Annotated in this window: 15 protein-coding genes; 13 read left to right on the top strand and 2 right to left on the bottom strand. The window is 61.8% G+C overall.

The window, feature by feature from the left end; genetic code table 11:
• Both PSFL_RS26015 and PSFL_RS26010 read left to right on the top strand, forming a co-directional pair.
• Positions 1-2109, top strand: a complete 2109-nt coding sequence (locus tag PSFL_RS26015) for a TonB-dependent siderophore receptor (protein ID WP_397470641.1) — start codon at positions 1-3, stop codon at positions 2107-2109.
• A gap of 12 nt (positions 2110-2121) precedes the next feature.
• The gene (locus tag PSFL_RS26010) at positions 2122-2841 is read left to right on the top strand and encodes a DUF4198 domain-containing protein (RefSeq protein WP_057958312.1); all 720 of its coding nucleotides are present in this window, start codon (positions 2122-2124) and stop codon (positions 2839-2841) included.
• A 63-nt stretch (positions 2842-2904) separates the two neighbouring features.
• On the opposite strand, the gene hemH is transcribed toward PSFL_RS26010, so the two are convergent.
• A complete protein-coding gene (gene hemH, locus PSFL_RS26005; protein WP_169960581.1) occupies positions 2905-3927 on the bottom strand; it encodes a ferrochelatase in 1023 nt (340 codons plus the stop codon).
• Between the two features lie 14 nt (positions 3928-3941).
• Complete coding sequence (locus PSFL_RS26000; RefSeq protein WP_057437775.1) at positions 3942-4841, bottom strand: TIGR01777 family oxidoreductase; 900 nt, start codon at positions 4839-4841, stop codon at positions 3942-3944.
• Positions 4842-5038: 197 nt separating this feature from the next.
• Here PSFL_RS26000 and PSFL_RS25995 point away from each other — a divergent pair, with 197 nt between their 5' ends.
• From PSFL_RS25995 to PSFL_RS25945, 11 genes are all read left to right on the top strand, one after another.
• A complete protein-coding gene (locus tag PSFL_RS25995; protein WP_057437773.1) occupies positions 5039-6025 on the top strand; it encodes an NAD(P)/FAD-dependent oxidoreductase in 987 nt (328 codons plus the stop codon).
• Entirely contained in the window at positions 6022-6237 is a 216-nt protein-coding gene (locus PSFL_RS25990; RefSeq protein ID WP_057437771.1) for a TIGR02450 family Trp-rich protein, read from the top strand. Before PSFL_RS25995 ends, PSFL_RS25990 begins: the two co-directional genes overlap by 4 nt.
• A 122-nt stretch (positions 6238-6359) precedes the next feature.
• On the top strand, positions 6360-7319 hold the full coding sequence (locus tag PSFL_RS25985) for a YbgA family protein (protein ID WP_397470666.1): 960 nt from the start codon (positions 6360-6362) through the stop codon (positions 7317-7319).
• Between the two features lie 3 nt (positions 7320-7322).
• A complete protein-coding gene (locus PSFL_RS25980) occupies positions 7323-8258 on the top strand; it encodes a MerR family transcriptional regulator (RefSeq protein WP_115127436.1) in 936 nt (311 codons plus the stop codon).
• Entirely contained in the window at positions 8258-9703 is a 1446-nt protein-coding gene (gene phrB / locus PSFL_RS25975) for a deoxyribodipyrimidine photo-lyase (RefSeq protein WP_057958309.1), read from the top strand. Before PSFL_RS25980 ends, phrB begins: the two co-directional genes overlap by 1 nt.
• Positions 9696-10118 (top strand): nuclear transport factor 2 family protein, encoded by a 423-nt coding sequence (locus tag PSFL_RS25970; RefSeq protein ID WP_057437765.1) that lies wholly within the window; start codon positions 9696-9698, stop codon positions 10116-10118. The genes phrB and PSFL_RS25970 overlap by 8 nt, the downstream gene beginning before the upstream one ends.
• Positions 10115-10897 (top strand): SDR family oxidoreductase, encoded by a 783-nt coding sequence (locus PSFL_RS25965; protein ID WP_170044858.1) that lies wholly within the window; start codon positions 10115-10117, stop codon positions 10895-10897. The genes PSFL_RS25970 and PSFL_RS25965 overlap by 4 nt, the downstream gene beginning before the upstream one ends.
• On the top strand, positions 10894-12141 hold the full coding sequence (locus PSFL_RS25960; protein ID WP_397470640.1) for an NAD(P)/FAD-dependent oxidoreductase: 1248 nt from the start codon (positions 10894-10896) through the stop codon (positions 12139-12141). Before PSFL_RS25965 ends, PSFL_RS25960 begins: the two co-directional genes overlap by 4 nt.
• The gene (locus tag PSFL_RS25955; RefSeq protein ID WP_057437760.1) at positions 12138-12941 is read left to right on the top strand and encodes a DUF1365 domain-containing protein; all 804 of its coding nucleotides are present in this window, start codon (positions 12138-12140) and stop codon (positions 12939-12941) included. The genes PSFL_RS25960 and PSFL_RS25955 overlap by 4 nt, the downstream gene beginning before the upstream one ends.
• Complete coding sequence (locus PSFL_RS25950; protein WP_057437758.1) at positions 12928-14199, top strand: cyclopropane-fatty-acyl-phospholipid synthase family protein; 1272 nt, start codon at positions 12928-12930, stop codon at positions 14197-14199. The genes PSFL_RS25955 and PSFL_RS25950 overlap by 14 nt, the downstream gene beginning before the upstream one ends.
• Positions 14192-14671, top strand: coding sequence for a DUF2878 domain-containing protein (locus tag PSFL_RS25945; protein ID WP_057444544.1), 480 nt, complete (start codon positions 14192-14194; stop codon positions 14669-14671). The genes PSFL_RS25950 and PSFL_RS25945 overlap by 8 nt, the downstream gene beginning before the upstream one ends.
• Positions 14672-14683 lie beyond the last annotated feature (12 nt).

Genomic DNA, 14683 nt, shown 5'->3' with positions numbered 1-14683 from the left:
ATGACGTCTCGAAAGTTTGCGCCCCTGGCCGGTCTCGCCCTGGGATTGCTGGTGGACCCGGTGTTTGCAGAAGACACCAACACCCTTGAACTGGGCACCACCAGCATCACCGGCGAGGCGTATGAATCCGCTACCGGCCCGGTCACGGGTTACCGTGCGACCCGCTCGGCCAGCGGGACCAAGACCGACACCGCCCTGCGGGATATCCCACAGTCAATCAGCGTGATCCCCACCACAGTGCTCAAGGACCTGGGCAGCAACAACGTCGAGCGCGCCCTGGAGTTTGCCGGCGGGGTGTCCAAGCAGAACAACTTCGGTGGCCTGACCCTTTACGAATACAGTATTCGCGGCTTCACCACCTCGGCGTTCTACCAGGATGGTTTCAGCGCCAACCGTGGCTACCCGAGCACGCCGGACACGGCCAATATCGAACGTATCGAAGTGCTCAAGGGCCCCGCCGCCAGCCTCTATGGCCGTGGCGATCCCGGCGGCACCGTGAATATCGTCACCAAAAAGCCCCAAGCCGAAGCCTTTACCACCCTGCAGACCAGCGCCGGCAGTTGGGACCGCTACCGCACCGCCGTCGATATCAACACCCCGCTGGACAGCGAAGGCAATGTGCTGTCGCGGGTCAATCTGGCAGTGGAAGACAACCACAGCTTTCGTGACCACGTGCAGAGCAAGCGGGTGTTTGTCGCCCCATCGTTCAGTTGGCAACTGGACCCGGACACCAGCCTGTTGGTGGAAAGTGAGTTCGTGCGCCACAGCTCAACGTTCGACCGGGGCATCGTCGCGCCGAATGACCGCTGGAGCGGCATGTCCCGCTCGACCTTCCTCGGCGAGCCCAACGACGGCGAGATCGACAACCACAACAACCGCCTGCAAGCCACCCTCGAGCATCACTTGAACGATGCCTGGAAACTGCGCCTGGCCAGCCATTACAAACAAGGCAGCCTCTGGGGCCACGCCTCGGAAAGCCGCCCGCTGAATGCCGATGGGCATACCGTCAACCGCCGTTACCGCGAACGCTCCACGGGTTGGCACGACAGCATCACCCAGTTGGAGCTGCGCGGTCTGTTCGATATCGGCAGTTGGCAGCATGAATTGCTGATCGGCACCGAGTACGAGGACTACCGCAAGAAAGAACGGGTGACCGCCATCACCGGCAGCTACCCGATTGATATCTACCAACCGGTCTATGGCCAGCCCAAGCCCAATGGCAAGCCCACGGGCACTGATTTTTTCACCCAGGTGAAAAGCCAGGCGCTGAACCTGCAAGACCAGATCGTATTTACCGACCGCCTGCGCGGCCTGGTGGGCGTGCGCCTGGAGCACGTCGAGCAAAGCTCAGAGGACTTCACCCGCAACGGCGCCAAGAGCCAGAAAACCCACGATGTCATGACCCAGCGGGCCGGCCTGCTGTATCAACTGACCCCGCAGGTGGGGCTGTTTGCCAACGCAAGTACCTCGTTCAAGCCGCAAAGTGACCTGGACGCAGCCGGTAAATTCCTCGAGCCCGAAGAGGGTGTCGGGTATGAAGTCGGTATCAAGACTGAGCTGTTCGACGACCGCCTGAGCGCCACCGTCGCCGCCTTCCATATCAATAAAGAAAACACCCTGGCCACCGACCCGGCCACCGACCTCAAGCGCGCCATTGGCAAGGCCCGCAGCCAGGGGGTTGACCTGCAACTGAGCGGGCAATTGACTGACGCTGTGCGGGTGATTGGTGCCCTGGCCTACATCGATGCGCAAGTGACCAAGGGTGACAAAGAAATCCCCACCGGCAGCCGCGTCCCTGGCGTGGCCAAGCGCAGTGGCAGCCTGTTGGGCGTGTATGAGTTCCAGGATGGCGCCCTGCGGGGTTCGGACCTGGGCGCGGCCTTTACCTACGTCGGCGACCGCTCGGGCGAGGCAGGTAAAAGCTTCGAGTTGCCGGCCTACCACACGGTCGACCTGCTGGCCCATTACAAGGCCAGCGACAACCTCACCGTGGGCTTGAACCTCAACAACCTGTTCGATGAAAAGTACTACGAGCGCTCCTACAGCAACTACTGGGTAACCCCCGGAGAGCCGCGCAACTTCACCGTCAGCCTGACCCTCAATCTGTAAAAGGACCTCACCATGCAAGCGCTCAAATCATTGGCCGTGCTCGGCCTGCTGTTCGCCACCCAGGTATCGGCCCACGGTCTGTGGACCGAGCAACGCCGGGGGCATATCGAGGTGGTCTATGGCCACGGTGCCGAAGACGAAGCCTTCAAGGCCAGGAAAGTCAGCGGCGCCTGGGCCTATGACGCCAGTGGCCGGATGATCCCGGTGACCGTACAACGCCTGGACGACCAGGCGCGCCTGCAACCACTCAAATCTCCTGCGGTGCTGGCCGTGGCGTTTGATAACGGCCTGTGGACGCAAACCCCAGACAAGAAATGGGTGAACAAGGGCCACAGCCAGGTGCCGGGCGCCGTCGAAACGACCCAGGCCCTGAAGTACAGCCTGGCGATCTATCAGGCCGGGGCAAAACTGCCCAAGCTGGATCAGTTGAGGATGGTGATCGTGCCCGAAGTCGACCCGCTGACCGTCGGCCCAGGCCAATCGCTGCCTGTACGGGTGCTGATCGACGGCAAGCCCGCCGCCGGAATCAAGTTGATTGGCGACTACCGCAGCGCGCCGAACACCTTGAGTACCGAGACCGACAAGGATGGCCGGGCCCAGGTACTGGTGCGCAATGAAGCGCTGAATGTGATTGCGGCGCAGGCACAAGTGCCGGTCAAAGATAACGGCGAGGTCCACATCCGCGCGCTGTTCAGCTCACTGACCTTTCTTGGCCAGCCCCATCACGAGTAAAGCCCGCTGAAGCCATGTGGGAACTGGCTTGTATGGGAGCCAGCTCCCACACAAGCCGCCACCTTAGAGGCTGACGGGCGCTCTTTCGCACAAGGTGTTAAGTGCCGCCGCCCACTGCGGATCATCATTGAGGCACGGCACCAGCACTAACTCCTCGCCCCCGGCTTCGCGGAACTGTTCCAGGCCGCGATCACCGATCTCCTCCAGGGTCTCGATGCAATCGGCGACAAACGCCGGGCACATCACCAGCAACTTCTTCACCCCCTGCTGAGCCAGGGCCTCCAGGCGGGCCTCGGTGTAGGGTTCGATCCACTTCGCCCGGCCCAGGCGCGACTGGAACGCTACCGACCATTTACCCTCAGGCAGGCCCATGCGCGCGGCAAAGTCGCGGGCGACGCTGAAGCATTGCCCGCGATAACAGGTGGTACGCACCTCAGGCGACGCATCGGCACAGCAGTCGCCCGCACCGTCCAGGGAATGCCCGGGGTTGAGTTTATTCAGATGGCGTTCCGGCAGGCCATGGAAGCTGAACAGCAGGTGATCGTAATCCTGCTGCAAATGCGGCCTGGCACTGGCCACCAGGGCATCGAGGTATTCCGGCTGGTCGTAGAACGGTTGCAGGATCGAGAACTGCAGGTCGAGTTTCTTCTCGCGCACCACCCGCCGCGCTTCTTCGATCACCGTGGTCACGGTGCTGTCGGCAAACTGTGGATACAACGGCGCCAGCGTGACCTTATGGATGCCCTGGCCGGCCAGGCGGGTCAGCACGCTTTCAATCGACGGTTCGCCATAACGCATCGCCAGTTCCACCGGGCCATGGGTCCATTGGCTGGTCATCTGCTGCTGCAGGCGGCGACTGAGGACCACCAGCGGCGAGCCTTCGTCCCACCAGATCGAGGCGTAGGCGTGGGCCGACTGCTCGGGACGCTTGATCAGGATCAGCGACACCAGCAAGCGCCGCACCGGCCATGGCAGGTCGATCACATACGGGTCCATCAAGAACTGATTGAGGTAGCTGCGCACATCGGCCACCGAAGTGGACGCCGGCGAGCCCAGGTTGACCAGTAACAACGCGTGATCCGTCATGCAACATCCTATCTCTAGAGGCGGCTGGACAAGTCGTCCAGGGCCGCGTGCAACTCAGTGAACTGAAAAGTGAAACCGGCGGCCAACAACCGCTCGGGTAGCGCCTTCTGCCCGCCCAGCAACAGGCCGGACAACTCGCCCAAACCCACCCGCAAGGCAAACGCCGGCATCGGCATAAACGCCGGGCGGTGCAGCACCTGGCCCAGGGTCTTGGCAAACTCGCGGTTACGCACCGGCTGGGGCGCGCAGGCATTATAAGGACCGCTGGCGTCAGGTTTGTGTAGAAGAAAATCAATCAGGGCGATTTGATCCTTGATATGCACCCACGGCATCCACTGCCGACCGTTACCGATAGGCCCGCCCAGCGCCAGTTTAAAGGGCAGTAACAACCGCGACAAAAAGCCGCCCTCGGCCGCTAGCACCAGGCCAGTACGCACCAGCACCACCCGCAAGCCGAAGGCCTCGGCGCGCTGGGCGGTTTCTTCCCAGGCAATGCACAACTGGCTGGGAAAATCGTCCAGCACCGGGCCGCTGGCTTCGGTCAGCTCGCGCTCACCGCCATCGCCATACCAGCCCACCGCCGACCCGGAAATCAACACCGCAGGTTTCACCGCCAGGCCTTCAAGCCAGGCCAGCAAGGTTTCCGTCAGGCTGATCCGACTGCTCCACAGCAATGCCTTGCGTTTATGGGTCCAGAGCCGGTCGGCGATCGGCGCGCCGGCCAGGTTGATAACAGCATCCACCGGCTGCGTTACATCCTGCAAACGGGCAACGCCCTTCACCTGCGCACCGCACAGGGTGGCGACCTGCGCGGGATTGCGGCTCCATACCGTCAACTGATGCCCCTGGGCGCTCCAGTACTGGCAAAGCTGGCGGCCGATCAGACCGGTACCGCCGGTCAGCAAAATATGCATGAGATCTTCCTCCTGTAACGTTGGCCGAGCATCGCTGGTCTATTTTATAAGCAGGGATCTTTTTAATCGGGCGCGACCTACGTTTAACCATAGGCCACGCCACACGTTAAGGCATGCCGAAACTTATACCAAAAAACAATATTGTACAGCTATTGGTGTCGGCGTAGTCTGTACCCAAAGGTAAAACGAGGCCTCCCATGACTGTTCCCATCGCGATCATCGGTACCGGCATCGCCGGACTTTCGGCCGCCCGAGCGTTAAAAGATGCCGGGCACGCTGTACAACTCTTCGATAAAAGCCGCGGCAGTGGCGGGCGCATGTCCAGCAAGCGCAGCGAGGCCGGCACACTGGACCTTGGCGCGCAGTACTTCACCGCCCGCGACCGACGCTTCGTCGATGAAGTACAACGCTGGCAAGCCAATGGCTGGGTTGCCGAGTGGGAACCGCAACTCTACAACTGCCAATCCGGACAACTGAGCCCTTCTCCCGATGAGCAGACCCGCTGGGTCGGCACCCCGCGCATGAGCGCCATCACCCGCGCACTGCTGGACGACCTGCCGGTGGAGTTCGGCTGCCGTATCACCGAAGTGTTCCAGGGCCAGCAACACTGGAACCTGCTGGACGCCGACGGTGGCAACCATGGCCCCTTCAGCCACGTAATCATTGCCACCCCGGCGCACCAGGCCACGGCCCTGCTGGCCGCGGCGCCGAAACTGGCGAGCACGGCAGCCGGGGTGAAAATGGACCCGACCTGGGCCATTGCCCTGGCCTTCGACACGCCGCTGGATACGCCGATGGAAGGCTGCTTCGTACAAGACAGCCCCCTCGACTGGCTGGCCCGCAACCGCAGCAAACCAGGGCGTGACGCCACGCCAGATACCTGGATCCTGCACGCCACCAGTGCCTGGAGCAAACAGCACCTGGACCTGCCCAAGGAAGCCATCATCGAATTGCTGCACGGCGCCTTTGCCGAACTGCTGCATTGCAGCATGCCGGCGCCCTCCTTCAGCCTCGCCCACCGCTGGCTGTACGCCCGCCCGGCGGGCAGCCATGAATGGGGAGTACTGGCGGATGCCGACCTGGGCCTGTACGTGTGTGGCGACTGGTGCCTGTCAGGCAGGGTCGAAGGCGCGTGGCTCAGCGGCCAGGAAGCCGCGCGGCGCTTGCTCGGACACCTGCAATGAACCGCATCAATCCAACAAAACTGCTGCTCTCCAAATGGACAGCAACCCACCCGCGAAACAAGGAAAAACATTTCCTGGTCACCGAGTTGTTTCGCGATGAAGAAGACAACGTACTGGAGATTGAACTGCAAGCCGTCTTGACCCGGCGCGGAGAACGCCTGACCTGGCAGAGCCTGCAAGATGCCGAGCGCTGGAAAATGGGCTGGCAATAACCTCATCAAAAAACTTGTACAAACTATTTGACTTGTACAGCGCAAAACCTATGATGAGATTAGTTGTACAGAAACCATAAACTGTACAGGAATCTTGTCGAGGTTTTGCCATGTCCTGCAACGTGTCCGTCACCGGCAAACCAAAAATCGCCATCAGCGCCTGCCTGCTCGGCGAAAACGTGCGTTTCAACGGCGGGCACAAACAATCCCCCCTGTGCAGCCAGACACTCAGTGACTATTTCGACTTCGTGCCACTGTGCCCAGAAGTCGCTATTGGCCTGGGCATCCCCCGTGAGCCGATTCGCCTGGTGGGCGACCCACTCCAGCCGCAAGCCGTGGGCACAGTCCACCGCGAACTGAATGTGACCGGCGCACTGGATGAGTACGGCCAGCGCATGGCCGCCGAACATACGGACCTGTGCGGCTATATCTTCATGCAGAAATCACCGTCCTGCGGCCTGGAACGGGTCAAGGTCTACCGCGACAACGGCACCCCGGCCGAGGGCGGTGGGCGCGGCATCTATGCCCAGGCATTCTGCGCACGCCATCCCAACCTGCCGGTGGAGGAAGATGGCCGCCTGCACGACCCGGTGCTGCGGGAAAATTTCCTGACCCGGGTCTTTGTCTATGCCACATGGCAACAATTGCTCGCGCAGGGTCTGACCCGTCACCAACTGCTGGCCTTCCACTCGCGCTATAAATACCTGCTGATGGCCCATAGTCCGGCCCACTACAAAAGCCTGGGCAACCTGCTGGGCAGCATGAGCAAGGACTGTGACCTGCCAGTGCTGGCCACCGAGTATTTCAGCGAGCTGATGACGGCCCTGAAAAAGTGCGCCACCCGTGGCACCCATTCCAATGTGTTGCAGCACATCAGCGGTTACCTCAAGCAGGCCCTGAGCGCCGCAGACAAACAGGAAATGCAGGCACTGATCAGCCAATACCGGCAAGGCATCGTGCCGCTGGTCGTGCCGCTGACCTTGCTCAAGCATCACTTTCGCCAACACCCGGACCGCTACATCGCGCAGCAGGCCTACCTGCAACCGCATCCGGAAAATCTCAGCCTGCGTAATGCGATCTAACCCATGAATGTTTCCCCGCAACCCCCTGCCCAACCCGTCGAAGATGTGGCCCTGGCCCTGGAACAAGGCTGGCTGCCGATTCGCGAAGTGGCCCGCCAGACCGGGGTCAACGCGGTGACCCTGCGCGCCTGGGAACGGCGTTACGGCCTGATCGTGCCGCAGCGTACGCCCAAGGGCCATCGGCTGTTCAACGCCGACCATGTGCAGCGTATCCAGACTATCCTGACGTGGCTCAACCGAGGCGTACCGGTAAGCCAGGTCAAGCAGTTGATCGACAACGCCCAGCCGGTGGACGATAGCGTCGAAAACGAATGGCAGAACCTGCGCCAGACCTTGATCCAGGCCATCGGTCAACTGGCCGAGCGCCGGGTCGACGACGTGTTCAACCAGGCCATGGCCCTTTACCCACCGCGTACCCTGTGCGAGCAACTGCTGTTGCCACTGCTCAAGGAGCTGGAGCAGCGCTGGCAAGGCCAGTTCGGCGCGCAGATGGAGCGGGTGTTTTTCCATTCCTGGCTGCGCAGCAAGTTCGGCGCACGGATGTATCACAACAACCGCCAGCTCAACGGCCCGCCATTGTTGCTGATCAACCATTCCGACCTGCCGCTCGAACCGCACCTGTGGCTGAGCGCCTGGCTGGCCAGCAGCGCCGATTGCCCGGTGGAAGTTTTCGACTGGCCGTTGCCTACCGGCGAACTGGCCCTGGCCGTCGAGCACCTGCAACCGCGCGCCGTGCTGCTGTACTCGAGCAAGGCCCTCCATTTAGCGACCTTGCCGAAACTGCTGAGCGGCACCCACTGCCCGATCCTGATTGCCGGACCAACGGTGTGCATCCATCAAGCCGAGTTATCCGTATTAACTCAGGACACCCCTCAATTGGTGCTGGCCGAAGACCCCTTGTCGGCCCATCAGCTCCTGATCCAGCGTGGGCTTCTCTAATGCATCTGATCTGGCTGCGCAGCGACCTGCGCCTGCATGACAACACCGCCCTCGCTGCCGCCTGCCAGCGCGGCCCGACAGCGGCGGTGTACCTGATTACCGCCGATCAGTGGCTGGCCCATGACGATGCGCCGTGCAAGGTGGACTTCTGGCTGCGCAACCTCAAGGCCCTGAGCCTGGCCCTGGGAGAGCTGAATATTCCCCTGCTGATCCGCCATGCCGACACTTGGGACCAGGTGCCACAGGTACTGGTGCAGGTGTGCCAGGCCCTGTCAGTCGAGAGCGTGCACACCAACGAAGAATACGGGATCCACGAAAGCCGGCGCGATGCCGCCGTGGCCCAGGCTCTGGAAGCACACGGGGTAGGGTTTCACAGCTATCTGGACCAACTGCTGTTCCAGCCTGGCAGCGTATTGACCAAGACCGGCACTTACTTCCAGGTGTTCAGCCAGTTTCGTAAGGTCTGTTACAACCGCCTGCACAGTGCCCTGCCGCGCCGGGTGGCGACGCCCAAGGCGCAGGCCGCGCTGCCGTTCGCCAGTGATGCAGTTCCCGAGCAGGTCAAGGGATTTGCCCCGCCCAGCGACACCCTGCGCGCCCTTTGGCCGGCCGGTGAAGACGAGGCGCAGCGACGCCTTGCCCAGTTTGCCGACGCACAAATCAGCTATTACAAGGATGAACGCGACTTCCCGGCCAAGCCCGGCACCAGCCAACTGTCTGCGTACCTCGCCGCCGGCGTGATTTCGCCACGCCAGTGCCTGCATGCGGCGCTGCAAAGTAACCAGGGTGAATTCGAAAGCGGCGACATCGGCGCAATCACCTGGATCAACGAATTGCTGTGGCGCGAGTTCTACAAACATATCCTGGTGGGTTACCCACGGGTGTCGCGCCATCGTGCCTTTCGCCCGGAAACCGAAGCTGTGGCCTGGCGCCACGCTCCCGCTGATCTGGCCGCCTGGCAAGAGGCACGCACCGGCCTGCCGATCATTGATGCCGCGATGCGCCAGCTCTTGGAAACCGGCTGGATGCATAACCGCCTGCGCATGGTGGTGGCGATGTTTCTGACCAAGAACCTGCTGATCGACTGGCGCGAAGGCGAGCGCTTTTTTATGCGCCACTTGATCGACGGCGATCTGGCGGCCAATAACGGCGGCTGGCAATGGAGTTCGTCCACCGGCACCGACTCGGCACCGTACTTCCGCATTTTCAGCCCGTTGAGCCAGTCCGAGAAATTCGATGGCGAAGGGCGTTTTATCAAGCAGTGGCTGCCACAACTGGCGGGATTGAACAAAAAGGAAGTGCACAACCCCGACGCTGTCGGCGGGCTGTTTGGCGTGGCCGACTACCCACGGCCCATCGTCGATCTGAAGTCTTCCCGCGAGCGGGCGCTGGCGGCCTTTCGTGCCCTGCCCTCACGCCAGGCGGCAGGGGGTGTGTATGAGTGATTTCCTGCGCCAGTTCGCCGAGTCCTTCGCCACCCTGGACAAACACAACCTGCACCGGCTCGACAGCCTGTACAGCCAGGACATAGCGTTTACCGATCCACTGCACCAGGTCCACGGCATCAGCGCGCTGAAGGCGTACTTTGCCGAGCTTTACAGCAACGTCGACCCATTGCATTTTGACTTCCACGGTTTCGACCACGTGGCCGAAGGCGAAGGTTACCTGCGCTGGACCATGAGCTTTTGCCACCCGCGGTTAGCGGGCGGCCAACAGATTCAGGTGCAAGGCTGCTCTCACCTGTTATGGCACGACAAGGTTTACCGGCACCGCGATTACTTTGATGCCGGAGCGCTGCTTTACGAACACCTGCCGGTACTCGGCCGGTTGATCCGTTGGTTGAAAGGGAGAATGGCATGAGCCTGACATCGCCACGCCGCTATTGGCTGACCGGGGCAAGCAGCGGTATCGGTGCGGCCCTGGCCGAAGAGTTGCTCGGCAGTGGGGCGCAGGTCGCGCTGAGTGCGCGCACCGAAGCACCGCTGGAGCAACTTGCGCAACGTTACCCCGGGCAAGTGCTGGTGGTCCCCGGCGACTTGACCAACAGCCAGGTGGTACGGGAAATCGGCGAGCACATCATGCAAACCTGGGGCGCCCTGGACACCGTGATCCTGAATGCCGGCACCTGCGAATATGTGGATGCCAAGCAGTTCGATGCGTCGATTATCGAACACGTGGTGCGCACCAACCTGCTGGCTAGCAGTTATTGCATCGAAGCCGCATTGCCGCTGCTGCGCGCCGGGTCAACCCCGCACCTGGTGGGCGTCGCCAGTGCCGTCACCTACCTGCCGATGCCCCGCGCAGAAGCCTACGGCGCGTCCAAGGCAGGCCTGCGCTATTTGTTCGAATCGCTGCGCATCGACCTGTCTCCCGAAGGCATTGATGTCACGGTGGTCAGCCCCGGCTTCGTCGATACGCCGTTGACCGAACGCAATGATTTCCCGATGCCCTTGAGCTGGCCGGCCGACAAAGCAGCGCGGCATATTTTCGGCAAACTGGAAAAACGCCCACTGGAGATCGCCTTCCCGGCACTGTTTATTGCCACCCTCTGGCCTTTGTCGAAACTGCCGAACCGCGCGCAACTGATCATCGGCAAGCGCATGCTGCGCAGCCCACCGCCACAAAAGGACGACCTGTGAAGATCGCCATTATCGGCAGTGGGATTTCCGGGCTGACCAGCGCCTACCTGCTCAGTCGCCGCCACGACATCACCCTGTTCGAAGCCGCCGACCGGATTGGTGGCCATACCCATACGGTAGACGTGACCGTCGATGGCAGACATTACGCGGTGGACACCGGCTTTATCGTGTTCAACGACTGGACCTACCCCAACTTCATCCGTTTGCTGAGGCAGATCGGCGTGCCGTTCAAACCGACCGAAATGAGCTTCTCGGTCTGTGCCCCAGAGGAAAACCTCGAGTACAACGGCAATAACCTCAACAGCCTGTTCGCCCAGCGCAGCAATATCCTGTCCCCCGGCTTCTGGGGGATGTTGCGCGATATCCTGCGCTTCAATCGCCAGGCGCCGCTGGATTTGCAGGAGCAACGCATCAGCGCACAGACGACCCTGGGCGAATACCTGCAGGCGGGCAACTACGGCCCGCGCTTTATCCGGCACTACATCGTGCCCATGGGCGCGGCGATCTGGTCGATGCCCCTGGCGGACATGCTGGGGTTTCCGCTGCAGTTCTTCGTGCGCTTCTTCAAGAACCACGGCCTGCTGTCGGTGAACAATCGGCCGCAGTGGTGTGTGATCGAGGGCGGTTCCAGCCGTTATATCGAGCCCCTGACCCATTCGTTTCGCCAGCAGATCCGCCTCAACTGCCCGGTGCAAAAAGTCGAGCGCACACAGGAAGGTGTGGTCATCCACAGTGCCGATGGCCGTGAAATTTTCGACAAGGTCGTCTTCGCCTGCCACAGCGACCAGGCCCTGGCCCTGCTGAACGACCCGAGCCAGGCTGAGCAGCAAATTCTTGGGGCAATAACCTACGCCGACAACGACGTGGCCCTGCACACCGACACCCGCTTGCTGCCCGATCGCCCACTGGCCTGGGCCAGCTGGAACTATCGACTGGACGCCAGTATGCACAAGCCAGCGGCCGTCACCTACGCCATGAACATCCTGCAAGGCATCGACAGCCCCACCACCTTTTGCGTGAGCCTCAATCAGACAGCAATTATCAACCCGCTGAAAATCCTTGCCCGCTACACCTATGCCCATCCCCAATACAGCCTGGCGGCGGTGGCGGCGCAAGCGCGCTGGGAAGAACTGCATGGCGCCCAGCACACCTATTATTGTGGGGCCTACTGGGCCAACGGCTTTCATGAAGACGGCGTGGTCAGTGCCCTGCGCGTGGCCCAGGCCTTCGGGGAAAACCTGTGAACAGCGCCCTCTACAGTGGCTGGATCGCCCATCGGCGATTTACCGCCAAGGGGCATGCGTTTCGCTATCGCATCGGCCTGCTGTACCTGGACCTCAGCGAACAGGAGCAGGTGCTGGGGCTGTCGCCGTTCGCCGGCCGTGGCCGCTTCGCGCCGTTTTCATTGCGCCAGCAGGACTACCTGCCTGAATTGACCCGCGATGGCACCTGTTTGACTGATGCCGTGCGCCAGGTGGTCAGTACGGCGTTGGGGCATACCCCACAGGGCGCTGTCTGCCTGCTGACCCAGGTCCGCAGTTGGGGCCTGGCGTTCAACCCGGTGAGTTTCTTTTACTGCTTCGAGGCTGATGGACAACTGGCGGCGATTGTCTGTGAAGTGACCAACACCCCGTGGCGCGAACGCTATCACTACGTGCTGCCGGCCCGCGCCCTGGCGGGCGGCGAGCACCAGCATTTCGCGGTGGCCAAGGCGTTTCATGTGTCGCCGTTCTTGCCCCGAGACCTGGAATACCGCATGAGCTTCAGCCCACCCGGCCAGCGCCTGGGGGTGCATATGGCCGACTGGCAGGGCGAGACCAAGGTGTTCGACGCCACCTTGAGCCTGCAACGCGAAGCCCTGGACCGCGCCAGCCTGCATCGCTACTTGTGGCGCTTCCCGTGGATGACCGCCAAGACCGGCCTGGCAATTTACTGGCAAGCCCTGCGCTTGCTGCTTAAACGCACACCGATTTTCCCCCATCAGGCCGCCGATGGCGCCTGTGCAACTGGGTATCCCAAGGATCGCCGCCATGAAATCCCCTAGCTTATCGGTCAAATCCAATCGCCTGAACGTCAATGGCCTGACCGGCGCGTTGTTGCGCAAGGCCGTGCTGCGTCAACTCGGCAACCTGCGTCACGGCCAACTGGTGGTGGTCGAGGACGGTGAGCGCCAGGTGTTCGGCGCACGGGAGGCGCACTTGCTGGGGGAAATCCAGATCCTCGACCCGGCGGTGTGGGGCCTGGTAGCCGCCAACGGTTCCATCGGCGCCGGCGAGGCGTTTATTCATGGTTACTGGAGTAGCCCGGACCTGACCGCGGTGGTGCGGGTGATGGTCAGCAACCTTGAGGTACTGGATGCCCTGGAAGGCGGCCTGGCCAAGTTGGCCCGCCCATTCACCCAGGGCCTGCACTGGCTCAACCGCAATACCCGCAAGGGCTCGCAAAAGAACATCGCTGCTCACTACGACCTGGGCAACGACCTGTTCCAGGAGTTTCTCGACCCGACCATGATGTATTCGGCGGCGCAGTTCCTCACCGCCGACGACACCCTGGAACAGGCGCAGCTCAACAAGCTCGAACGCATCTGCCAGAAACTCGCGCTCAAGCCTTCGGACCACCTGCTGGAAATCGGCACCGGCTGGGGCAGCATGGCCCTGTACGCGGCGCAGCAGTATGGCTGCCGGGTCACCACGACCACCTTGTCCAAAGAGCAGTTTGCCTACACCGAACAGCGCATCCAGGCCCTGGGTTTGCAGAATCAGGTGACATTGCTGTTGCAGGACTACCGCGACTTGAGCGGGCAGTACGACAAACTGGTGTCCATTGAAATGATCGAGGCCGTGGGTCATCGTTTCCTGCCCACCTACTTCAAGCAATGCGCGCACTTGCTCAAGAGCGACGGGCTGATGCTGTTGCAGGCCATCACCATCCGCGAACAACGCTATGAACAGGCCAAGAGCAGCGTCGACTTTATCCAGCGCTACATTTTCCCCGGTGGCGCCCTGCCCTGTGTACAGAAGATGTTGCAGATTGTCAGTCGCGACACCGATATGAACCTGCTGCACATGGAAGACTTCGGCCTGCATTACGCGCGAACCCTGCGCTTGTGGCATGAGAATTTTCGCCGTGCCCATGGCCGCCTCACGGAACTGGGCTACGACGAATACTTCCTGCGGTTGTGGGAGTTCTATCTGTGCTACTGCGAAGGTGGTTTTATGGAACGCACCATCGGCACCGCGCAATTGCTGCTGGCCAAACCTGGCGCGGTGACACAACCACTGCTCGGGCGCTTCAATGCTTAAAAACCTGGCCAATGCCGCGCTGTTCCAGTGCGGCTGGTTTGCCTGTGTGATGGGTGGCGACAGCCTGTGGTTATTGCTCGGGCTGGGCGTGCTGGCGATCCACCTGCTGTGGATAACTTCGTGGGCCTTTGAAGGGCGGTTGATCTTGAGCGTGACCGTGCTGGGCACCCTGCTCGACACGCTGTTGCGCACGGCCGGTGTGTTTGAATTCAGTGATCCAGGCCCGTTGATTCCTCTGTGGTTGATCTTGCTGTGGGCGCTGCTGGCGACTACCTTGCGCCACTGCCTGGCCTGGAGCGCCCGGCCCTGGTGGCGCGCAAGCCTGCTGGGAGCAGTGGGCGGGCCGCTGTCGTACTACGCCGGTAGCCAGTTGGCAGGCGTGAGCTTCGGGTTTGCCACGGCCCCGACCCTGGCGGCCATCGCACTGCTGTGGGCTGTGGTATTTCCTGGCCTGCACCGGCTCGCGCGCTGACGTCCGTCAGAG

Source organism: Pseudomonas sp. DD1, assembly GCF_044510355.1.
GTDB lineage: Bacteria > Pseudomonadota > Gammaproteobacteria > Pseudomonadales > Pseudomonadaceae > Aquipseudomonas > Aquipseudomonas shahriarae.
The sequence above is the reverse complement of the archived record's forward strand: the minus strand, read 5'-3'. Positions and strand labels throughout refer to the sequence as shown.